General features: G+C 69.4%; 20 protein-coding genes. 8 read left to right on the top strand and 12 right to left on the bottom strand.

What is annotated here, in order from left to right; all coding sequences use genetic code 11:
- From DEH84_RS12615 to DEH84_RS12630, 4 genes are all read right to left on the bottom strand, one after another.
- The gene (locus DEH84_RS12615; protein WP_109037161.1) at positions 1–1689 is read right to left on the bottom strand and encodes a hypothetical protein; all 1689 of its coding nucleotides are present in this window, start codon (positions 1687–1689) and stop codon (positions 1–3) included.
- A 273-nt stretch (positions 1690–1962) separates the two neighbouring features.
- Positions 1963–2985, bottom strand: a complete 1023-nt coding sequence (locus DEH84_RS12620; protein WP_109037162.1) for a YsnF/AvaK domain-containing protein — start codon at positions 2983–2985, stop codon at positions 1963–1965.
- Between the two features lie 44 nt (positions 2986–3029).
- Positions 3030–3473 carry a DUF2382 domain-containing protein gene (locus DEH84_RS12625; protein WP_109037163.1) on the bottom strand — a complete coding sequence of 148 codons (444 nt, stop codon included), beginning with the start codon at positions 3471–3473 and terminating at the stop codon, positions 3030–3032.
- A gap of 165 nt (positions 3474–3638) precedes the next feature.
- Positions 3639–4199, bottom strand: coding sequence for a DNA-3-methyladenine glycosylase (locus tag DEH84_RS12630; protein WP_109037164.1), 561 nt, complete (start codon positions 4197–4199; stop codon positions 3639–3641).
- A gap of 134 nt (positions 4200–4333) precedes the next feature.
- Between DEH84_RS12630 and DEH84_RS12635 the strand changes: the two genes are divergently transcribed.
- Positions 4334–4753 carry a ribbon-helix-helix domain-containing protein gene (locus DEH84_RS12635; RefSeq protein WP_109037165.1) on the top strand — a complete coding sequence of 140 codons (420 nt, stop codon included), beginning with the start codon at positions 4334–4336 and terminating at the stop codon, positions 4751–4753.
- Between the two features lie 35 nt (positions 4754–4788).
- A complete protein-coding gene (locus DEH84_RS12640) occupies positions 4789–5991 on the top strand; it encodes an extracellular catalytic domain type 1 short-chain-length polyhydroxyalkanoate depolymerase (RefSeq protein ID WP_109037166.1) in 1203 nt (400 codons plus the stop codon).
- A 4-nt stretch (positions 5992–5995) separates the two neighbouring features.
- Here DEH84_RS12640 and DEH84_RS12645 read toward each other — a convergent pair whose 3' ends face one another.
- The 6 genes from DEH84_RS12645 to DEH84_RS19140 all read right to left on the bottom strand — a co-directional run bounded on the left by DEH84_RS12645 (position 5996) and on the right by DEH84_RS19140 (position 13271).
- Positions 5996–6487: a hypothetical protein gene (locus DEH84_RS12645; RefSeq protein WP_159098950.1), complete on the bottom strand. Its 492-nt coding sequence runs from the start codon at positions 6485–6487 to the stop codon at positions 5996–5998.
- Between the two features lie 33 nt (positions 6488–6520).
- Entirely contained in the window at positions 6521–9625 is a 3105-nt protein-coding gene (locus DEH84_RS12650; protein WP_109037168.1) for an efflux RND transporter permease subunit, read from the bottom strand.
- A gap of 9 nt (positions 9626–9634) precedes the next feature.
- Positions 9635–10777 (bottom strand): efflux RND transporter periplasmic adaptor subunit, encoded by a 1143-nt coding sequence (locus DEH84_RS12655; RefSeq protein WP_109037169.1) that lies wholly within the window; start codon positions 10775–10777, stop codon positions 9635–9637.
- 3 nt (positions 10778–10780) lie between these two features.
- Positions 10781–11422 carry a hypothetical protein gene (locus DEH84_RS12660; protein WP_159098951.1) on the bottom strand — a complete coding sequence of 214 codons (642 nt, stop codon included), beginning with the start codon at positions 11420–11422 and terminating at the stop codon, positions 10781–10783.
- Positions 11419–12717 carry a TolC family protein gene (locus tag DEH84_RS12665; RefSeq protein ID WP_109037171.1) on the bottom strand — a complete coding sequence of 433 codons (1299 nt, stop codon included), beginning with the start codon at positions 12715–12717 and terminating at the stop codon, positions 11419–11421. Before DEH84_RS12665 ends, DEH84_RS12660 begins: the two co-directional genes overlap by 4 nt.
- Positions 12718–12839: 122 nt before the next feature.
- Positions 12840–13271, bottom strand: coding sequence for a hypothetical protein (locus tag DEH84_RS19140; RefSeq protein WP_159098952.1), 432 nt, complete (start codon positions 13269–13271; stop codon positions 12840–12842).
- A gap of 84 nt (positions 13272–13355) precedes the next feature.
- Here DEH84_RS19140 and DEH84_RS12670 point away from each other — a divergent pair, with 84 nt between their 5' ends.
- Genes DEH84_RS12670 through DEH84_RS12690 form a run of 5 tightly spaced genes read left to right on the top strand, consistent with a single transcriptional unit; the run spans position 13356 to position 18504 of the window.
- Positions 13356–15140 carry an NAD(P)H-dependent oxidoreductase subunit E gene (locus tag DEH84_RS12670; protein WP_159098953.1) on the top strand — a complete coding sequence of 595 codons (1785 nt, stop codon included), beginning with the start codon at positions 13356–13358 and terminating at the stop codon, positions 15138–15140.
- Positions 15137–15877 (top strand): 2Fe-2S iron-sulfur cluster-binding protein, encoded by a 741-nt coding sequence (locus DEH84_RS12675; protein WP_109037173.1) that lies wholly within the window; start codon positions 15137–15139, stop codon positions 15875–15877. Before DEH84_RS12670 ends, DEH84_RS12675 begins: the two co-directional genes overlap by 4 nt.
- Before the next feature lie 9 nt (positions 15878–15886).
- Positions 15887–16474, top strand: coding sequence for an NADH-quinone oxidoreductase subunit B family protein (locus DEH84_RS12680; protein WP_218929726.1), 588 nt, complete (start codon positions 15887–15889; stop codon positions 16472–16474).
- Between the two features lie 6 nt (positions 16475–16480).
- Positions 16481–17983 (top strand): Ni/Fe hydrogenase subunit alpha, encoded by a 1503-nt coding sequence (locus DEH84_RS12685; RefSeq protein WP_109037175.1) that lies wholly within the window; start codon positions 16481–16483, stop codon positions 17981–17983.
- Entirely contained in the window at positions 17980–18504 is a 525-nt protein-coding gene (locus DEH84_RS12690; RefSeq protein ID WP_109037176.1) for a hydrogenase maturation protease, read from the top strand. The genes DEH84_RS12685 and DEH84_RS12690 overlap by 4 nt, the downstream gene beginning before the upstream one ends.
- Here DEH84_RS12690 and DEH84_RS12695 read toward each other — a convergent pair.
- Positions 18494–19339 (bottom strand): crotonase/enoyl-CoA hydratase family protein, encoded by an 846-nt coding sequence (locus tag DEH84_RS12695; RefSeq protein ID WP_109037177.1) that lies wholly within the window; start codon positions 19337–19339, stop codon positions 18494–18496. The two genes, DEH84_RS12690 and DEH84_RS12695, sit on opposite strands and share 11 nt — an antisense overlap.
- Before the next feature lie 28 nt (positions 19340–19367).
- Positions 19368–21389 carry an NADPH-dependent 2,4-dienoyl-CoA reductase gene (locus DEH84_RS12700; protein WP_109037178.1) on the bottom strand — a complete coding sequence of 674 codons (2022 nt, stop codon included), beginning with the start codon at positions 21387–21389 and terminating at the stop codon, positions 19368–19370.
- A gap of 118 nt (positions 21390–21507) precedes the next feature.
- Here DEH84_RS12700 and DEH84_RS12705 point away from each other — a divergent pair, with 118 nt between their 5' ends.
- Positions 21508–22047 carry a PadR family transcriptional regulator gene (locus tag DEH84_RS12705; RefSeq protein ID WP_109037179.1) on the top strand — a complete coding sequence of 180 codons (540 nt, stop codon included), beginning with the start codon at positions 21508–21510 and terminating at the stop codon, positions 22045–22047.
- Positions 22048–22052: the final 5 nt, after the last annotated feature.

The following is a 22052-nucleotide window of genomic DNA, read 5'->3' on the forward strand; positions in this document are numbered from 1 at the left end:
TCAGTTGCGCGCGTTCACCACGCCGAACTGCGCCGCCGATTTCTCGTAGATCACCCGGCCCGTGGCGTTGTCCTTGATGGTCAGCGCCAGAATGAGCGATTCGCTGGTGTTCTGCGCCTTCAGGCTGAAGTTGGGGCGCAGCGGAATGACCAGCCCCTCGCCGGTCTCGTTGCCAGCCTGGCCCAGTTCCCACGCCTGCAGCATCTGGTATGTGGTGCCATTGCGCACTTCGAGCTGGGTCTTGGTGTACTTGCCGGTGAAGCACGCCGCGATGTTGATGTGGCGGCCGCCCATGCCACAGCTCAGCGTGGCGGTGTACGGGAACTCCCGCGCGTATTCAGCCTGGCGGCGGCGTTGCTCGGCCGCGCGTTGCTCGGTGGCGGCCCGCTCGGCGCGCTCGCGCTCCTGCTTGACCATCAGGGCGGTGCGCCCCTTGCCCGCGGCCTTCTTGTCATCGAGGTAGGCCAGCACCTCGCGCACCTCATTGGACTCGGCGTAGCGCGTGGCTTTCATCTCGGCCAGGGCCGCATCGAACGCCGCTTTGGTCGTGATGCCACGTTCACCCAGTGCCTTGACCTGCTGCGCATTGCCCTTGATTGCATCGGCGAACTCGCTCGATGCCCAGTCAGGGTAGCCCGCGCGACGCGCCCACACCTCACGCATGTCCTGAGCCGGCACGACCTCGTTGAGTTCGTACTTGCGGCTGCCCTGGTCGCGCTCGATCGCCCCCATCAGCACCTTGATGTTCTTGGGGAAATCGACAAAGACGTGGCACTGCCCGGGGTTCTTCTGCTGCTCCTGGTAGAACACGTCCATGCTGGCAAAGGCCTTGGCGAAGCCGTTGCGGCCCTCCTGCTTGGCCTTGCGGTCCTCGATGCGCGCGCGCATGTTGGCGGACAGGAAGTCGGCACCGCGGTGGGCATAGCCGATCACGGCCGCCCCCTGATCACCGTTGTACTCGAGCGTGCAGTAGCGCAGCTTGTCGTCGCTGGGATAGCCCAGCGTCAAGGATGCGAGGTGGTCGCGGCTGTCCGCGGCGGCCTTCTCTTCGAACAGGTGAAAACGCTGCCGCGCGGCCAAGGCGGCCTGCTGACGACGGGCCTTGGCTTCATCGGCGGCCTGGGCGAGTTGCTCGTAGCGCACCTCCTGGAGCGGCGTGTAGCGGGCAAATTCGGGCACGGAGGACTTCAGCAGCGCCAGGGCCTTGCGCTGCACGGCAATCACCTCGGGGGACGAGACCAGTGCAACCTGATCGCCCTGGCTCTGCAGGCAGTCGGACGTACGGGCCGCACCCACCTTGCCACCCGCCAGGCCCGCCAGCACGTTGTTGATCTGCGCCTGCCCAAGCACCTGCAGCGCGTTGTCGCCGGCTGCGGCGTTCAGCCCCTTGTAGTCCTCGGCGTAGACCACCATGCAGTACTGGTAACCGCGGCGCGCCAGGCCATCCGGATTGACAAGTCGCTGGCTGCCGTCGAGCGACTTCACGGTGCGAAGCACCTCGGCCTCCCGGAGGATGAACACCACCAGATCCAGGGCGGGGTTGGCGGCAGCCTGGGGCGCGCCGCGCGGTGCCGAAGCAGCCGGGGAGTCTGCCGGTGTGGCGGCGGCCGGTTGAGCGTGAACGAGGCCGGTCGAGGCCAGCAAGGCCGACAGGGTGGTCAGCAGAAGGGCGCGGTGGGAAGCAGACATGGTTCGAATCCCTCTTTCTGTCTAGGTCAAAACTGAAAGAGACTGTAACGAACCGCCCTCGAAAACGCAGCCGGGAGGCGAAACCCGGGCGGGTATCCCGTGTCGTTGTTCACGCAGCTTTCACCGCGCGACGTGTCCGGAAAACAGGTCCTCTCGCGTACCTGTGGACACGGCACCCGGGAGAGCGCACACGCGGTGACCGCTCAACGGCAATCGGCCCCTTTCGGGGCCGATCCTTCCTGCGCCGGACATCCGCCGGTGATGCCGAATCGCTCAGCGCGTCATGCCCTCCCAGCCATGCCGGATGGCGGCCTTGAAGCGCTCCCAAGTGCTGCCCGGATGGCGGGTCTCCCACTCGCCTCGCGCGTCGGTTTCGAAGTCGTCCCACGCCCGCCCCTGGTAACGCGCGTCGTTGCGCAACGTGTACCCGTATTGATAAGCGGGGGCGAACTCTTCGTAGCGCGAGCCGCCCGTTGCGTACGTGGTGTCGAAGTGGCTGCGGAAGGCGGTGTCATCGCCCATGTCGTCGTCAGACAGGCGCTCGACTTCCACTTCGGTGTTGCGCAGCGTGTCGGTGACGTGCTCGGTACGCTGGTCCACGCGCTTGCCCACCGAGACCTCCTCGACCACGCGCGCGGTCTTCTGCACAACGGCGCGTTCCTCGGTTTCGCGCACTTCGATCGTGCGGTCGCCCAGGTCACCCAGGTCGGCGGCAGACGCCGGGCGATCCACCGGGCGGCGTTGCACCTCGGCGGTCTCGGAGCGAAGCTCGACCGACTCCTGCACCGGGCGCTCCACCGTGTGCGCATAGACACGCACGCCGCCACGGGACACCACCCGCTTGCCAACCTCCAGTTCTTCTCGCACCACGGGGATCACGTCTTCGTCGAGGTCGGCACGCAGGGCCGGGGTCTCGGCCTCCGACCAGCCGCTGGCCCGCCAGGAGTCCACCTGCTCCTCGATGTCCACCGCACCGGCCCGGTGAAGCGCGTCCTCCACCAGCGGGACTTCGCTGTCTTCGTCGATGTCGACCTTCACGACCGCCCCACCACGCCGCACGGCTTCGGCGTACTGCACGACGTCGCGATCGTCGTCGTCTCGGAACAGATCGGAGAAGAAGTCCTTCACGTGGCCGAACACGCCATCGCCACGTGGGCTCGCGTCGGCGTCGGTGCGATCGAAATCCTGGCTCGTGACGTGCACGTGATCGGCGGGGACGCCGGTGGATTGCAGGATCTGCGCGGCCTGCTGGGCGGCGGCGTACTTGTCAAAAACGCCCACAATGGTCTGTCTCATGATGGTTCCTTTCGAGGGAGTGAGGAGCGAGGGCAAGAAGGCCGTCACTCGGTTGCGTCGGTATCGGTCGGGACTTCCTGCCATGTGCCATCGGCCTGCAATCGCTCGATCACCCCGCGCTCCTTGCGAAGTGGCACGGCAACGTGGCGGCTGGCGCGGTGTGCGCGGGGCGTCAAGCGGATCTCTTCCTTGAGGATCAGGCGGCGTTCGACCACCTCCACCTCTTCGTAAACGGGCACCACGAGGACCTCACCCTCATGCCACGGCGCACGCGCCTCGGCGACCGGAAGCCCACGCGGCACGCGGTGTGTGTCGTAGTCGCGCGCCAGGTGCTCCAGCGCCAAGGCCTCGTCGACCACGTCGCTCTCTACACGCACGCGCAAGGCGCCCGTCTGTCGATGGACGGTGACGATCTCCGCTTGCTCTTCGATCACCGGGATGACGGAAGGATCAGCCGGTACGCCGGTCAGGGAAGAAGTCGAGGGCATGGCTTGAACCGTTCTTTGCACAAGAGAAGTTCTGCAACCGGTATGCCCGGGCAAGCCGGCCCGTGGACCCTCGCCGCCACCCCATGCGCCCCGTCAGGCGGCCGGCTGGGGCCGGTACTTTCTGCCTGCGCGAACCGACGTCCGGCAAGGCTTGCATCGGTGGCGTCATCGCAGGGGGCGGCTCAGGTACCGCGAGCCCGCGAGGCCAAACCGCCAGGGCACTGTCACCGCTTTCGAGATGCCGATCCGGGTGCCGATGCCGATGGGATGGGGCTGCTCCGCCACGCGGAGCTCGAACGGCGGAGCATCCAGCCGCAGGCCATTCAGGCCGCCATCCACCGCGAGGGCCTGGCACAGGCGCCCGGGGCCCGCGCAGAGCAGATGGGCGTCCTGCAGCCCACGGCGTTCGCGCATGGTTTCCAGCCCCCGCTGCGGCACGATCGCCCGGATGAGCACGGCCGCACCGTGGCCGGCCGGACCGCACACGAAGTTCAGACACCAGTGGAGGCCATAGGTGCGATAAACGTACGCCCGACCGGGCTCGCCGAACATGGCCGCGTTACGCGAGGTGGGGCCGTTGAAGCTGTGGGAAGCGGGATCGTCCGCGTCGTAGGCCTCGGTTTCCGCAATCAGGCCGCCCACGCCGTCGATCCACAGGGTGGTGCCGATGAGGGCGCGCGCCACGTCGGGCGCGGCCGCCGAGAAGTCGATGCCAGCCAGGTGCATGAGCCAAGCGCGTTTGAGGATGAGGGGCTGGGTACAAGGTAGCGTCGGCGGCGCCCCATGGCGATGACCATGACGCACGGGAGGTTGTGGCCCCTCCGTTTCGCCATCCAAGTGGATGGCCACACCATGCATCCATGCCCGCCCTCACCCCGTCTGCCGCCGCCTCTCGCCCCTCTGACGAAAAGATCACCGTCAACGTGGGCCTGGTGGACCTGGGCCAGATCGACCTGCTCGTTCAGGAAGGTTTCTATGCCAACCGGACCGACCTGATCCGCACGGCCATCCGCAACCAGCTTGCGGTGCACGCCGAGGTCGTCAAGCAGGTGGTGGCTCGGCGAACCCTGGTGCTCGGCATTCAGCACTTCAGCGCAGCTCAATTGCAGGCCGTGCAGGCCGCTGGCGAAAAGCTCGAAATCCGCGTGCTGGGCCTGGCCGTGATCGCGCCCGATGTGACGCCCGAACTCGCCCTGGCGGCGATCGATTCTCTGACCGTTCTGGGGGCGCTGCAGGCCAGTGCCCCCGTCAAGCAGGCGCTCTCCAGCCGCATGCGCTGAAACGCCTCGTCTCCTTCTTTTTGCGAAAGCACCTCATGAACCCCTTGTTTCAACAACTGATGGGCCAGGCGGCCCGTCTCACCAGCCAGGGCAACCTGCAGCGCGCCACGGCGGCCATCCAGGAAGCCCTCGGCGCCGGGGCCTTTCGCGTCCCGGGCCAGCACCCTGCACAAGGCGCATCGGCCAACGACGCCGTGATCGATGTGGACGTGCGCGAAGTCGCGGCGCCTGTCGAGGAGGCTGTGGCCGCTTCACGGAGGCCGGAACGCCACCCCACGGCCGAGCGCGCGGTGCCTGACGAAGGCCACGTGCTGCGAGGCACCCATTCCGGTTCAACCGGCCAACGCGACTGGCGGCTGTATGTGCCGCCCGGAGACACCTCGGCGCCACGGCCGCTGGTGGTGATGCTGCACGGTTGCACGCAGGACCCGGACGACTTCGCCGCCGGCACCGCCATGGATGAGGCCGCACGCGCGCAGGGCGTTTATGTGCTGTATCCCGCGCAGGCCCAGAACGCGAATCCACAGCGCTGCTGGAACTGGTTCAAGCACAACCACCAGCAACGCGGAAAGGGTGAGCCCGCCTTGCTGGCGGACATGACCCGCGACGTGATGGCCCGGCACGCCATCGACCCGCGCCGGGTCTATGTGGCGGGACTGTCTGCCGGCGGGGCGATGGCCGCCATTCTGGGCGAAGCCTACCCCGATCTGTATGCAGCGGTCGGCGTGCATTCCGGCCTGGCGGCAGGGGCGGCCGACGACCTGCCCTCGGCGCTGGCCGCCATGAAGGGCGATGCGGCGAACGGCCTGCTGTCTCATGGTCTGGCGGACCTGCCGGGCCTGGAGGCACTCGCGCAAGGCCGCGCACCCAAAAAGAAGCGCGCACCGAAGACGACCGGTCGGCGCACGCCCACCATCGTCTTCCACGGCGACCGGGACAGGACCGTGCACCCGGTCAACGGGGAACACATCGTGGCCGCCTGCACGCTGCCCGCTGCCAACGACGAGGCCGCGTGCATCTCGGAGGAATGCGTGCGCAGCCCCAACGGCCGCACGTACACGCGCCGGCTGCACGCGGACGCCGAAGGCCGCCCGCAGGCCGAGCACTGGGTCGTGCACGGCGCGGGGCACGCGTGGTCCGGCGGCCGTGCGCACGGCTCGTACACCGATGCCGGTGGCCCGGATGCCAGCGCCGAGATGCTGCGGTTCTTCTCGGCGCACGCCCTGCCGGACCGGTGACGCTTCAGTGCCGGTGTGCGCCGTGGCTGCCGTGCCCGGCGTGGTCGTGCGCGTGCTCGGGCTGCTTGGCCGGCGCGGCATAGGGCGTGAAGCGCGCCTGCGCGGCCGGCAAGCCCTTGGGGCTCACCGACACGATGGCCTTGAGGGCGGGTCCGGGCTGGTAAGCCCCTTCACCCTTGAGCAGGTTGTCGCCCGCGGGCGCCAGCTTCACCTGGGTCTTCTGGCCCTGGCCCAGCAGCGTCACCGTGCCGGTGGCGCCCTGGCTGGGAACCGGGTTGCCGCCATGGTCGGTCAGGTAGACGGCCACTGGCAGCGCGGCGCCCTGGGTACCCATCGGCGCCAGCACCAGTTCGTAGTGCAGTGAACCCGCGGCGCGCAGCTGGCCGCCATGCGGCGCCTTCATGCGGTCCAGCGTGGCATCGTCATGGGCCAGTGCGGCGTGTGCCGCCATCAGCATCGAGGCGGCCAGCAGGCCCGAACGGATCAGTGAAGTCATGGTCATGGTCCTTTCTCTCTCAGGTTCAGGAAGTCAGAAACGTTCGCCCGTGCGGGCTTCCACCAGACGGCGCGTGGCCGCCTCACCCCAGCGGCGGTACATCACCGGGGTCAACAGGGTGTCGAGCAGCGTCGAGCTGATCAGCCCGCCGAAGATCACCACGGCCACGGGGTGAAGCACCTCCTTGCCGGGGGCGTCAGCGGCCAGCAACAGCGGCACGAGCGCAAAGGCCGCCACCAGTGCGGTCATGAGCACCGGCGTGAGGCGTTCGAGCGAGCCGCGCACCACCATCGCATCCCCGAAACGCTCGCCTTCGTAGGCGCACAGGTTGATGTAATGGCTGATCTTGAGGATGCCATTGCGCGTGGCGATGCCGGCCAGCGTCACGAAGCCCACGAGCGCGGCCACCGACAGCGGCTGTCCCGCCACGGCCAGCGCGATCACGCTGCCCACCAGCGCCAGCGGGATGTTGCCCATGATGATGAGTGCCAGCACCGTGGAGCGGTAGCGCCCGTACAGCACGATGAACACCAGCGCCAGCGACACCGTGGCCAGCAGGGCGATGAGCCGCGATGCCTGTTCCTGCGCCTGGAACTGGCCCTCGAGCGCCGTGAAGTAGCCCGTGGGCAGCGGCGTGTCGGCCAGGGTGCGGCGGATGTCGGCCACCACATCCGACAGCGCGCGGCCTTCGGCGTTGGCCGACAGCACGATGCGACGGCGGCCGTTCTCGCGGCCGATCTGGTTGGGGCCATCGCCCTCCTCCACCGACGCCAGCCGGGACAGCGGCACCGGCCCCCGCGGCGTCGGCACCAGCAACTGGCGCAGGGCCTCGGGCTCGCGTGCCGCATCCGACAGCCGCACCACGAGGTCGATGCGGCGAGGGCCGTCGATCACCTGCGTGATGCGTTCGCCTTCGATGAGCTGCTGCAGGCTGCGCAGCACCGCACCGGGCGCCACGCCGTACTGGGCGGCCGCGTCGTAGTCCAGCCGGATCTTGAGTTGCGGGATCAGCACCTGCTTTTCGATCTGGAGGTCGGCCACACCCGGCACCGCGGCCAGCCGCACCCGGAGCTGTTCGGCCGTGGCCCGCAAGGTGTCGAGATCGTCGCCGTAGACCTTGAGCGCGACCTGCGCGCGCACACCGGACAGCAGGTGATCCAGCCGGTGCGAGATCGGCTGGCCAATGTTCACCGAAGCGGGCAGCACGGCCAGCCGCGCGCGCAGGTCTTCGATGACCGCATCCCGCGGGCGATCGGACGGCCGCAGGTCCACGTCCATCTCGGTGTAGTGCACGCCCTCGGCATGCTCGTCGAGCTCGGCCCGGCCGGTGCGGCGGCCCACCTTGTGCACCTCCGGCACCTGCCGCGCCATCTGCTCGGCCAGCGTCGCAATGCGGGTCGACTCTTCCAGTGACGTGCCGGGGTTGAGCAGCACGTTCACCGTCAGCGTGCCCTCGTTGAACGGCGGCAGAAAGCTGCGCGGAAACTGCGTGACGGCCAGGGCCGCCAGCGCGACCGCCGCCACGGCCCCGCCCAACAGCACCCGCCCGTGGCGGAACGACCAGCCCAGCAGGTGCGTGTCCCAGGCCTTCAGGCGCCGTACCAGCGGGCTGTCACCATGGTCCAGCCGCTTGAGCCGCGGCAGCAGCCAGTAGCACAGCACCGGCGTCACCGTGGTGGCCACGAGCATGCTGGCCAGGATGGACACGATGTAGGCCACGCCCAGCGGCGTGAACAGGCGCCCTTCGATGCCCGGCAGCGCGAACAGCGGGATGAACACCAGCACCACGATCAGGGTGGCGTACACCACGCCCGATCGCACCTCGCGCGAGGCATCGGCCACCACCTCCATGATCGGCCGGGGCTCGGCCAGCGCGCGGTTCTCCTTCAGCCGCCGCAGCACGTTCTCCACGTCCACCACGGCATCGTCGACCAGCTCGCCGATCGCGATCGCGAGACCGCCCAGTGTCATCGTGTTGATCGAGAGATCGAACCAGCGGAACACCACGGCCGTGGTCAGCAGCGACAGCGGGATGGCCGTCAGCGAGATCAGCGTGGTGCGCATGTTCAGCAGGAAGGCGAACAGCACGATGCCGACCATGATGGCGCCATCACGCAGGGCCTCGACCACGTTGCCGATGGACCGCTCGATGAAATCGGCCTGACGGAACAGGAAGGCGGGGGCATCAATGCCCGCAGGTCGGCTGCGGGAGAGCTCTTCCATGGCGCGCTCGACCTCGCGTGTGAGCTTCACGCTGTCGGCCGTGGGCTGCTTCTGCACCGACATGATGACCGCCGGCCGGCCGTTGTAGCCCCCGTCACCGCGGCGCACGGCGGGCGCCTCCAACACGCGCGCCACCTGCTGCAGCAGCACCGGCTGACCATTGCGCACCGACACCACGAGCTTGCGCAGGTGGTTGATGTCGATGGTGCGGCCCAGCTGGCGGATCAACCATTCGCGGCCCTGCGCTTCCAGGAAGCCGCCGCTGGTGTTGCTGCCGAAGTCCTGCAGCGCGCGCTCGACCTCGTCGCGCTCGACGCCCAGCGCCTGCAACTGCACGGGGTCAATCTCGACACGGAACTGGCGCACCTGCCCGCCGATGGTGATGACCTGCGCCACACCGGGCAGCGTCAACAGGCGCGGGCGCACCACCGTGTCGGCGTAATCACGCACCACCATCGGGCTGACCTTGGCCGGATCGGCAGGCAGTGCCAGCAACAGCACCTCGCCCATGATGGACGAGATCGGCCCGAGTTGGGGCAGCACGCCGGGCGGCAGGTTCTCGCGCACGAGGTTGAGCCGTTCGTTGACCAGCTGGCGGTTGCGCAGGATGTCGGTGCCCCAGTCGAACTCGACGTAGACCACCGACAGGCCCACGCCCGAGGTCGACCGCACGCGCGTGACCCCCGGCATGCCGTTCATGCTGGCCTCGATGGGGAAGGTCACCAGCTGCTCGACCTCTTCGGGGGCCATGCCGCCGGCTTCGGTCATCAGCGTCACGGTCGGCTTGTTGAGATCGGGAAACACATCAACCGGCATGCGCTGCACGCTGAAGGTGCCATACACGATCAGCAGCAGCGCCATGCCGGCGACGACGAGCCGCTGGCGCAGGCTCAGGTGGATGAGGAAATCGAACATGCGGACTCCTCAGCGCACCTGAGACAGCAGGCTCGCGCCCTGCGTGACGATGCGGTCGCCGGCGCTCAGACCCTGGCGGATCGCCACGTCGCGGGCACCCAGCGGCTCATGCTGAACCGGGCGCGGCACGAAGCGCTCCGGCTCGGTGTGCACCCACACGATGGTGCGGCCGGCGCTGTCGCGCGCCAGGGCCGCGGCCGGCAGGGCCACGCCCTCGCCCGCGGCCTGGCGACGCACCATCACGCGCACGGGCTGGCCCACCGACAGCGACTGTCCTGCGTCCGTCACCCGGAAGCGCATGGGCACGGCCTGCCCTTGCAGCTGCCGCCCGGTGGGCAGGGCGACCAGGGCGATGGCCCGCCCACCCGCTTCGCCTTCAGCCGACGCGATCTGGCCTGCCAGGCTCAGGTCATACGCCGGGGCCTCGACCACCAGACGCGCCGGATCGAGCACCTCGAACAGCAGCGCCTGGGCATCGACCACCTCCCCGGCCACCACGGAGACGGCGCCGATGATGCCGTCGACGGGGGCACGCAAAGGCAGCCGGGCATCCAGGCTGGCTTCGATGGCCCGCAGACGCTGACGCGCCGCCCGCGCCTCGATGCCGGCGGCCTCGATGTCCTTGGCCGGCACGGAGCCTTCCAGCTGCGCCAGGCGGGCCGCACGGCGCTCGGCCAGCGCCACCTGGGCGGCCAGTTCGGCGCGCGTGCCCTGTCGATCGCCGCGCTCCAGCGCGGTGGCCGTGGGCACCAGCCACGCCAGCAGCTCACCGCGGCGCACGCGCTGCCCGGGCGCCGGAAAGGCCTTGCCGGCTGGCTCGATCGTGCCGCCCTGTACGGCTTGCACCCGCCCACCGGCGGCCGGATCCTGCACGACACGCCCATGCAGCGTGACCGTGGCCGCCAGGGGGCCGGGCTGCGCCGCCTGCGTGCGCAGCGACCACTGCCGCTGCACGGGCTTGGGCACGAAGACGCTGCCATCGGGCTGCCGCCGGGCCGGCTCGCGGGCGGCCACGCCGTTCGGCACGGTGGCCTGGGCCGGCGCCGGGGTGTCATGGGCATGGTCTTCACCCCCATGGGCCCACGCGGGGCCGGTCAGGCTCAGGGGGGCCGCCAGGGCGCCCACGAGCACGGCAAGAATCGTTCGGTTCATGTCTCAGCTCCCTGTGTTCGCGTTCGGCGATGCAGGCTGGCGCCGGCGGTTCAACGCGCGCAGCGCGGTGGCCGCCAGCGCGCCGAACACGGCCCCGGCCAGCACCCACAACGCGGTCGTCCACGCACTCGCCGCTTCAGGATGGTCGTGGTCGCTGTGATCGTGGTCCGCGGCGGCTGGTACCTCCGGCACATCGAGCTCGGCCGTGAGCAGGTCCTCGGTGTCACCCGCCTGGACCGACACGGTCAGCGGGTGGTGCCCCGGCTTCGGCGCTTGGGCCAGCTTGAGGTCGTACACGCCCGGCTCGCTCTCGGCGGCCACCGCCGTGGCGCCCAGGCCTTCCACCTCCACACGCGCGCCCGCCAACGGTGCGTTGGTCGCCGCCTGGTCAAGGTAGACGCGCAGGCGACCGGGCTCGAGCACCGCCACGAGTTCCACCTCGTCGGTGTGGGTGGCCGCGCGAGGCAGCACGCCCGGCAGCGCGGCCGGCGTGGCAGCCTCATCGCCATGGTCTTCGCCGCCGTGCGCCCAGGCGGGGCTCATGGCGCCCAGGCAGGTCAGCGCGAGCAGCGCCGCGATCGCGGGGCGCCGCACGCCATCACACACAAGGGAAATCAGGGTGTCAGGCATCTTGGTCATCGTCATGGCAGCCTCCCGAGGGCATGCTGAAGTTGGTCCTGGGCGGCATCGAGCGCCCGGCGTTGACGGCGCAGTTCGCGGTCGGCGTCGAACGCCCCGGCCCGCGCCCGCAGCAGCGTGGCCAGGTCGACCTCGCCCAGTGAAAAGGCCTTGCGCAGCAGCCGCTCGCTGTCGGCGGCCAGTTCGGCTCGCTCGCGGGCCAGGCCGAGCCGCGTGCGTGCGGTGGCCAGGGCCTCGTGCGCCTCGGTGAGGGCCGCGTGGAGTCGCACCGTGAGCTGCGCCATCCGCGCATCGGCCTCGATCCATTCCGCCCGCGCGCCGGCGCTCGCCCGCAGGGTGCGCGGTGTGGAGCCGAGGGGCACGCTCACGCGCACCCCCACTGTGTTGTCGAAGGGCTCGGTGGTGTCACGCCGCTCGCGCACCACGCGCACCGCCACTTCCGGGGCCTCGCGCGCCGCCGCGGCAGCCACGTCCACGCGGGCCTCGGCCACCGCTGCCTCCAGTTGTGCGGCCTGCAACGCGGGGTGCGCGTCCACGGTCACCTCTTCCGTCTGGGCCGACGGCCACGTGGCACTGGGCACCTGGGCCGCCATCGGCAGCCCGGTCAGGGCCTGCCACCGCCCTTCGGCGGCCCGCAGAGCCTGCCGCGCTTCCGCCAGTTCGCTGCGGGCAGCCAGCCACTCGGCCGAGGCCGCATGCGCATCCACCCGGGCGAGCTCACCAGCACGGTGGCGGCGCTCCACATCCTGCTGCAAGGCCTCGGCGGCTTCCACCCGGCCCTGCAGCACGGCGACCTGGTCCTGCGCGCTCAGCACGGTCCACCAGGCTGTCCGCACGGCTTCCGCCACCAGCAGTTTCTGCGCGGCGGCTTCCGCCTCCAGTTGCGCCTGGCTGCGCTCGGCCAACGTGCGACCGGCTCCCCGCTGACCCGGCCACCACAGCGGCACGCTCAGTTCGGCTTCCCACTCCTGGCGCGGGGCACGCGTGCCCGCACGGTCACCCAGGCGCCCCAGACTGGCTGTGGGCGGGGCCGAAACCCACGCACCAGCCAACGACAGATCGGCTTGCTGCTGGGTCTGGCGGGTTGCCAGGGCCTGGGCCCAGGGGTGGCGCTGCCACGCGGCTTCCACGCCCTGGCGCAGCAGCAACGGGCCCGCGGCTTCGGCAGGCGATGCAGATGGCACCGCCCTGACGCCCGGCTCGGTGGCCGCGGGCGATGCGGCCAAAACAGGCCGCGCAAGCAGCACGGCCGCACTGGACAGGGCACACACGCACCCCGTCAAGAGAACAGATGATTTCATGGCTTCCTCGAAAGCGACTCAGGCGCAAACGGCGAGGAAGCGGTGGGCGCACCAACCGACCCGGGCAGGCCCAGGTTCAACAGTCGGCGTCAGGCACGCGGGAAGACACCCCGGCCACCGCTTCAGGCGGCGCGGGCGATCGGCGGACGGTGCAGCGGCTCGGTCAAGGCCGAGCGGAACGACTTGGCAAGGCCGGGCACCAGCAGATCGCGCACGGTGAGCGCGGCGGTCTGCACATCCAGCACACGGGCAAACGGCACCAGGTGCGATCCCATGCAATGCAGCAGGCCGTCACAATCAGCCTGATCGGACGGCTGGCCTGAACTGCCGCTGTCTGCCGGATGCAAGCCGGCGTGCGGACAGGGCTCACTGCGCACATTGAAGGCGGCCGCACCATCGTGGTCAGCATGGTGCGCCATCACCGCATGGTGTCCGTGGTGGGCCTCGTGCACGCCCTCACCATGACCCGCCACGCCCTGCGCCGATGCAGCAGGCAACAGCCCGCACGTCGGTGCGGCCAAAGCCAGCAACGACTGCAGGGGCAGCAGGCACATCAGGAGGATCGCGAGAAAGCGACGCACAGGGCTTGTCAGGAAGCGGTGAATGGGTTCATTGTAGAACGCCTAAACCGACCGCGCATGCCCCCGAACATCGCCCCGCCCCCCTTGCTGGATCTGGATGCCCTGCTGGCCTCGCGGCCGGCCGGGCCGGGTTCATTGCTGCAGGTGCTGCGTGATGTGCAAGCGCGCCTTCACCATGTTCCCGAGTGGGTCGTCGATGCGCTCGCACGCCGCTGGCGTCTGGGCCACGCCGCCATCCGCAGCGTGGTGAGCTTCTATCACTTTCTGAGCGCCACACCCCGCGGCCGCTACACCGTCTACCTCAGCGACAGCCCCACCGACCGCATGCAGGGCAGCGAAGCGCTGCTGGTGCGCCTGTGCGAGCAACTCGGCGTGACACCCGAGCAAACGCGGGCCGACGGGCTGGCGTCGGTGCACCGCACGGCTTGCACCGGGATGTGCGACCAGGGCCCGGCCGGCCTCGTCAACGACCGGCCGCTCGTGCGCCTGACGCCCCGCCGCATCGACGAGATCGCCCACCTGATCCGCACCGCCACCCCGCTCGAGGCCTGGCCCCCCGATTTCTTCGAGGTCGACAACCCCGTGTGGCGCCACCAGCAGACCCTCAGCCACCCCATCGCGCCAGGCACCGCGCTGCAGCGCATGCTGGTCAACGGGCTGGAGGCGGGCCGGGCCGACATGATCGCCACGCTGCGCGATGCCGGCCTGCGCGGGCGCGGCGGCGCCGGCTTTGCCACCTGGCAGAAGTGGCTCGCGTGCCAACAGGCGCCCGGCCCCAAGGCCATCACCTGCAACGCCGACGAAGGCGAGCCCGGCACCTTCAAGGACCGCCTGCTGCTGATGGACTGGGCGCACGAGGTGGTCGAAGGCATGACGCTGGCCGCCCTCACCGTGGGCGCCGACCAGGGCTTTCTTTATCTGCGCGGCGAATACGCTTTCATGGCGCCCCACCTGATGCAGGTGCTGGCCGAGCGGCGCTCTGCCGGCTGGCTCGGGCCGAACGTGGCGGGCAGTGGCCAGGCCTTCGACATCGCGCCGCATCTCGGCGCCGGTGCCTATGTCTGCGGCGAAGAAACCGCGCTGATCGAGTCCGTCGAAGGCAAGCGCGGCATTCCACGCACCCGTCCGCCCTTCCCGGTCGACCGCGGCTACCTCGGCCTGCCCACCGTCAACAACAACGTCGAAACCTTTGTGCAGGTCGCGCAGATCGCGGTGCACGGCGCGGCCTGGTTTCGCGCCCACGGCACGGCGGCCTCGCCCGGCACGCGGCTGCTCAGCGTCGCGGGCGACGTGGCGCGCCCCGGTCTGTACGAAGTGCCATGGGGCATCACCGTGGCCGAGGTGCTGGCCGATGCGGGCGCCACCGAGGTGCAGGCCGTGCTGGTGGGCGGCCCCTCGGGCAAGCTGATCGACGCCAGCCAGCTCGGCCGCCAGATCGCGTTCGAAGATTTGCCCACTGGCGGCGCCTTCACCGTGTTCGACAGGCGCCGCGACATGCTCGACATCGCGCGGCAGTACACGCATTTCTTCGCGCACGAGTCATGCGGCTTCTGCACGCCCTGCCGTGTGGGTTGCGTGCAGCTGGCCGACACGGCCGACCGCCTGCTGGCGGGCCACGCCGGGCCCCGCGACATCGCCCGGCTGCAGGACACCGGCGCGCTGATGCAGCGCCTGAGCCACTGCGGTCTCGGGCAGACGGCGGCCCACCCCCTGCTGGACGTCATCACCCATTTCCCCGAGCAGGTGCGCCGCCGGCTGGTGCCCGACGCACAGGCCTTCGACGTGAATGCGGCCCTCGTCCACCTGCCCGCCACGCTGCCGCCCGCAGCAAGCCCGCCATGAACACCCAGCCCCATCCCGCCGAAGCCGCCGCGGCCACCTTCGTGCTCGACGGCCGCAGCATCCCGTTCACGCCCGGCCAGACCGTGATGCAGGCGGCCACTGCAGCGGGCGTGTACGTGCCGCACCTGTGCCACCACGCCGAGTTCGAACCCGTGGGCAACTGCAAGGTCTGCAGCATGCAGCTCGACACATCGGCAGGCCCTCGCATGGTCACTGCCTGCACCCTGCCTGCGCGCGAAGGGCTGGTACTGCACAGCGAGACGCCGGCCGTGCAGCACGACCGCCAGCGCCTGGTGCAGATGCTGTTCGTGGAGGGCAACCACCATTGCCCTTTCTGCGAGAAGAGTGGCGCATGCCACCTGCAGGCCGTGGCTTATCACGTCGGCATGGTCGACACGCATTTCGTGCACGCCTACCCGCCCCAGTCGGTCGACGCCTCGCACCCCGATGTCTGGCTCGACCGCAACCGCTGCATCCTGTGCGAGCTCTGCGTGCGCGCCAGCCGCGAGATCGATGGCAAGAACGTCTTCGCCGTGGGCGGCCGCGGCGCCCACACCACGCTGCTCGTCAACAGCGCCAGTGGCCTGCTCAAGGACAGTGCGGTGGCCGCCACCGACCGGGCGCTGTCCATCTGCCCCGTGGGCGCTCTGATGCCCAAACGCCAGGGCTTTGCCATGCCCATCGGTGCGCGCCCCTACGACCACGCCGACATCGCCGAGCGACCGGCCGACACCTGAGGCGCCACCATGTCCCTGATGTTCCCCACCGCCCCTGCGAGCCCCTCGCCCCGACTGCGCATCGCCACCTGCTCGCTGGCCGGCTGCTTCGGCTGCCACATGTCCCTGCTCGATATCGACGAGACCCTGGCTGACCTGGTCGACCTCATCACCTTCGACCGCAGCCCCTTCACCGACGTCAAGGCGCTGTCGGAGGACGGCATTGACATCGGCCTGATCGAAGGCGGCCTTTGCAATGAAGAGAACGTCGAGGTGCTGCGCGCCTTTCGCGCCCGCTGCCGCGTGCTGGTCGCCGTGGGCGCGTGTGCCATGTACGGCGGCGTGCCGGCCCTGCGCAACGGCATCCCCGTGGCGGAGCTGATGCAGACTGCCTACCTGGCCGACGGGCTGCACGATCCGCAACTGCCACGCGACCCCGAGCTGCCGCCGCTGCTCGACAAGGTGCTGCCCGTGCACGAGGTCGTGCCTGTGGACCTGACCCTGCCCGGCTGCCCGCCTCCGGCCGACGCCTTTCGCGCCCTGGTACTGGCCGAAATCGCCCGGCGCACGCCCGACATCGCGACCGAGCTGCCGCTGCACGCCCGCCGCTTCGACTGAGCCACCATGCCCCACCCGCTTGAAACCGCCTCTCAGCCCGACGGCCTGCGCCGCGTGGTGATCGACCCGGTCAGCCGCGTCGAGGGCCACGGCAAGGTCACCCTGCTGCTCGACGAACACCGCCGCGTGCAGCAGGCGCGCCTGCACATCGTCGAGTTCCGCGGCTTCGAACGCTTCATCCAGGGCCGCCCCTACTGGGAGGTGCCCACGCTCGTGCAGCGCCTGTGCGGCATCTGCCCCGTCAGCCACCTGCTGGCCGCCAGCAAGGCCTGCGATGCCTTCGTGATCGGGCACGCGCGCATCACGCCCACCGCCGAGAAGCTGCGGCGCCTGCTGCATGCCGCACAGGTGCTGCAATCGAACGCGCTGCACTTCTTCCACCTCGCCTCGCCCGACCTGCTGTTCGGCTTCGACGACGCCGTGCCCCACCGCAACGTGATGGGCGTGCTACAGGACCACCGCGAGCTGGGCCTGCAGGGCATCCGCCTGCGCAAGTATGGCCAGGAGGTGATCCGGCTGCTGACGGGCAAGCGCATCCACGGCACGGGCTCGGTGCCCGGTGGCTTCAACAAGCCCCTGTCGGCCGCTGACCGCGACCTGATGCGCGCCGACATCGGCCAGGTGACCGACTGGTGCGCGCAGACCGTCGACCTGGCGCGCGACCTCTTCGTGAAGCACCTGCCCGAGCACGGCACCTTCGCCGACTTCCCGTCGATGTTCATGTCGCTCGTGCGCCCGGACGGCGCAGCCGACCTGTACGACGGCGCCCTGCGCGTGACCGATGCGGCAGGCAACCTGGTGGTCGACCAGGTCGACGTGCGCGGCTACGACGCCCTGATCGGCGAAGCCGTCAAGCCGTGGACGTACATGAAGTTCCCCTTCCTGCGCGCACACGGCCCGGACACGGGCTGGTATCGCGTGGGCCCGCTGGCCCGCATCAACAACGCCACCTTTCTCGACACCCCACGGGCCGAAGCGGCCAGGCAGGCGTTCAAGGCCTGGGGCGACGGGCGCCCGGTCACGGCCTCGCTGGCCCAGCACTGGGCCCGCATGATCGACACGCTGCACTGCGCCGAAACCATCGCCCACCTGCTGGATGACCCGGCGCTGCTCGGCACCGACCTCATGGCCACCGGCACGCCACTGCGCGAAGGCGTGGGCGTGATCGAGGCGCCCCGCGGCACGCTGATCCACCACTACCGCATCGGCGAAGACGACCTCATCACCCACGCCAACCTGATCGTCTCCACCACGCACAACAACACCGCGATGAACGAGGCCGTACGCCAGGTGGCCGCGCAGTATTTCGATGGACGCGAGCTCACCGAAGGCCTGCTCAACCGCATCGAGGTGGCCATCCGGGCCTACGACCCCTGCCTGTCGTGCGCCACCCATGCGCTGGGCAAGATGCCGATGCGGCTGGAACTCCGCCACGCCGACGGCGCCCTGCAGGACGTGCTGCTCAAGCACGAGGACGGCAACCTGGAACGACCGGAGCTCATCCAATGAGCCTGTGGGATCAGCCTCCCGATCGCGCGCCCCTGCTCGTCATTGCCATCGGCAACCCCGCGCGGGGCGACGACGGCATCGGCCCGGCGCTGGCCGATCGGCTGCAGGCCTGGCTCGCTTCACAGCCATCCACGCTGTCCGATCAGATCGAGGTGCTCACCACCATGCAACTCTCGGCAGAAGATGTGCTGGACCTGACCGACCGCACGCACGTGCTGGTGATCGACGCCCAAGCCACCCCGTCCCCGCATCCCGCATGGACCGCCGTGACGGCCGCCCCAGAAGGCCCGGCCTGGACCAGCCATCACCTCACACCGGCGCACCTGCTGAGCCTGCACGCCCGGCTGTTGCAGGCCCCGCCGCCGCCTTGCACCGTGCTGTCGGTGCCCGGGTCGGACTTCACGCTGGGCGCCCCCTTGTCCGAGGCCGCCCGCCTTCAGGTCGACCTCGCATGGCGCGCGCTGCAGGCCTGGCTGGCCCCACAGCTCGCGCACCCCGCGAACACCGCACTCAGTCCTTGAACTCGGGCGTCTGCTTGGCCATCCCGGCCATCATCGCCGCCGTCAGGTCGGTCGACATCAGCATGGCCGCGTTCCATGTGGCGATGTGGTTCAGCCCGTCGGCCACCGAGTGGTCGCGACTGTAGTTCAGCATCTCCTTCGTGCCACGGATCGACAGCGGCGACTTGGCCGCCACCTGGGCCGCCACCTCGCGCACACCGGCCTGCAGTGCCTCGCGGCTGTCGAACACGCGGTTCACCAGCCCGATCTCGCGCGCCTCGGCTGCCTCCACGCGGCGGCCCGTGTAGGCCATCTCGCGCACGATGCCCTGGTTGCCGATCAGCTTGGGCAGGCGCTGCAGCGTGCCCACGTCGGCCACCATGCCGATGTCGATTTCCTTGATCGTGAAGTACGCATCGGCCGAGCAATAGCGCATGTCGGTGCAGCTGATCAGGTCGACGCCGCCGCCAATGCAGCCACCGTGGATGGCGGCGATCACCGGTTTGCGGCACCGCTCGATGCTGGTCAGCGTGTCCTGCAATTCGAGGATCAGCTGGCGCAGCTTCTCGCGCATGCGGCCATCGCAGTCGTCCTTGATCTGACCCTGCAGCCCCATCATCATCGACAGGTCGATGCCGGAGGTGAACAGGCGCCCCTCCCCTTCGATGATGGCCACCCGGGCCTCAGGCGTGCGGTCCACCCACTGCATGGCGCTGCGGATGTCCTGCCACATCGCCCAGTTCATCGCATTGGCCTTGTCCGGCCGATTCAACGTCACGGTGGCGATGTGGTCGCTCAGCGTCACGCGCAGCGTCTCCAGCTGCGGCGGGGTCGTGTCCACGGTGTTCTGGCTCATGGTGTAATCCTGTTCTTCACGTGCAACATCAAAGCGCCGCGGCCACTTCCGTGCCCTGCTTGATTGCGCGCTTGGCGTCCAGCTCGGCGGCCACGTCGGCCCCGCCGATCAGCGTCACCTTCACGCCCGCCGTCTGCAGGCCGTCCTGCAGCGCACGGAACGGCTCCTGGCCGGCACACAGCACCACGTTGTCCACCGGCAGCACGGTCTGCTGCCCGCCCACCGTGATGTGCAGACCCTGGTCGTCGATCTTCTCGTAGGTCGCGCCTGCGATCATCTCGACATTGCGGTTCTTCAGCGAGGTGCGGTGGATCCAGCCCGTCGTCTTGCCCAGGCCGTCACCCACCTTGCTCGTCTTGCGCTGCAGCAGGTAGACCTGGCGCGGCGGCGTTTCCAGCTTGGCCGGTTTAATGCCACCGCGCTCGGCATAGCTCGTGTCGATGCCCCACTCGGCATAGAACTTCTCGGGCACCAGCGAGGGGCTTTCGCCTTCGTGCGTCAGGTACTCCGACACGTCGAAGCCAATGCCGCCAGCGCCGATCACGGCCACCGTCTTGCCCACCGGCTTCTTGTCACGCAGCACGTCCAGGTAGCTGAGCACCTTGGGGTGGTCCACACCCGGAATGGCCGGCGTGCGCGGCGCCACACCCGTGGCCAGCACCACTTCGTCGAAGCCGCCGTCGATCAGCTCCTGCGCCGACACACGGGTGTTGAAGCGCGCCTTCACACCGGTCAGCGGCAGCTGCTTGCGGAAGTAGCGCAGCGTCTCGTAGAACTCTTCCTTGCCCGGGATCTGCTTGGCGATGTTGAACTGGCCGCCCACATCGGCGTCGGCCTCGAACAGCGTCACATCGTGGCCGCGGCTGGCGGCCGTGGTGGCACACGCCAGACCGGCAGGGCCGGCGCCCACCACGGCGATTCGCTTGGGCTGGCTGGCGGGTTCGATGACGAGTTCGGTTTCATGACAGGCACGCGGGTTCACCAGGCACGAGGTGATCTTGCCGCTGAAGGTGTGGTCCAGGCAGGCCTGGTTGCAGCCAATGCAGGTGTTGATTTCATCGGCCTTGCCGGCTTCGGCCTTGACCACGAAGAAGGGATCGGCCAGCAGCGGACGGGCCATCGACACCATGTCGGCACAGCCCTCGGCCAGCACCTGCTCGCCCACTTCCGGCGTGTTGATGCGGTTGGTGGTGACCAGCGGGATGCCCACCTGGCCCTTGAGCTTCTTCGTCACCCAGGCAAAGGCGGCGCGCGGCACGCTGGTCGCGATCGTCGGGATGCGGGCCTCGTGCCAGCCGATGCCGGTGTTGATCAGGGTGGCGCCCGCGGCTTCGACGGCCTTGGCCAGCTGCACCACTTCGTCGAAGTTCGAGCCGCCCTCCACCAGGTCCAGCATCGACAGGCGGTAGATCAGGATGAAGTTCGGCCCCACGGCCTCGCGCGTGCGGCGCACGATCTCCACCGGGAAACGGATGCGGTTCTCGTAGCTGCCGCCCCACTCGTCGGTGCGCTGGTTGGTGCGCGCGGCGATGAACTCGTTGATCAGGTAGCCCTCGGAGCCCATGATCTCCACGCCGTCGTAGCCGGCCTGCTGGGCCAGCTGGGCGCAGCGCACGAAGTCGGCAATCGTCTGCTCGACTTCGGCCGTGGTCAGCTCGCGCGGCGGCATGGGCGAGATCGGCGCGCGGATCGGGCTCGGGCCCACCAGCTCGGGGTGGTAGGCATAGCGCCCGAAGTGCAGGATCTGCATGGCGATCTTGCCGCCGGCAGCATGCACGGCCTCGGTCACGACGCGGTGCTGCGCGGCTTCCTCTTCGGTGGCCAGGCGGGCGCCACCCGGATAGGGCCGGCCCTGGTCATTGGGGGCGATGCCGCCCGTCACCATCAGGGCCACACCGCCCCGTGCCCGCTCGGCATAGAACGCGGCCATGCGCTGGAAGCCATTCTTGGCCTCTTCCAGCCCCACGTGCATCGAGCCCATCAGGACGCGGTTGCGCAGTGTGGTGAAGCCCAGATCGAGGGGTTGAAGCAGGTGGGGGTACGCGGTCATGGGGTCTCCGGCAGAAAGGTCTCGATGCAACCAGTTGCATAGCGGTGCACGACTCTAATCGAGTCGCCCGCAACATGCAACTGGTTGCATACCCGCACCGGCCCGCTACACTCGCCGCATGTCGCTCGCCCATGCCCTGCTGACCTCGTTGCTGGAAAAACCATCCTCGGGCTACGACCTCGCCCGTCGCTTCGACAAGTCCATCGGCTTTTTCTGGCACGCCACCCACCAGCAGATCTACCGCGAGCTGGCCCGCATGGAACAGGCCGGCTGGATCGCCTCCGACGTCGCGCCGGACGGTGGCAAGACCCGCAAGCGCCTCTACCAGGTGCTGCCCGCCGGCGAAGCCGCGCTGCGCGCCTGGGTGCGCGAACCCACCGAGCCCACCGACCTGCGTGACGAGCTCATGGTGCGCCTGCGGGCCGACGCCGCCATCGGCCCACTGGGCCTGGAAGGCGAACTGCGCCGCCGCATGCAACTGCACCAGACCCGCCTGGCGGCCTACCGGGCCATCGAAGCGCGCGACTTCCCGCCCGGCCGTGCCGCCACGCGCGAAAAGCGCATCCAGCACCTCATCCTCAAGACAGGGATCATGTACGAGGCCAGCTGGGCCAACTGGTGCGAAGAGGCACTCGGCGTGCTGCAGCAGACCGCCTGACGCCG

This window comes from Aquabacterium olei (genome assembly GCF_003100395.1).
GTDB classification, from domain to species: Bacteria; Pseudomonadota; Gammaproteobacteria; order Burkholderiales; family Burkholderiaceae_C; genus Aquabacterium; species Aquabacterium olei.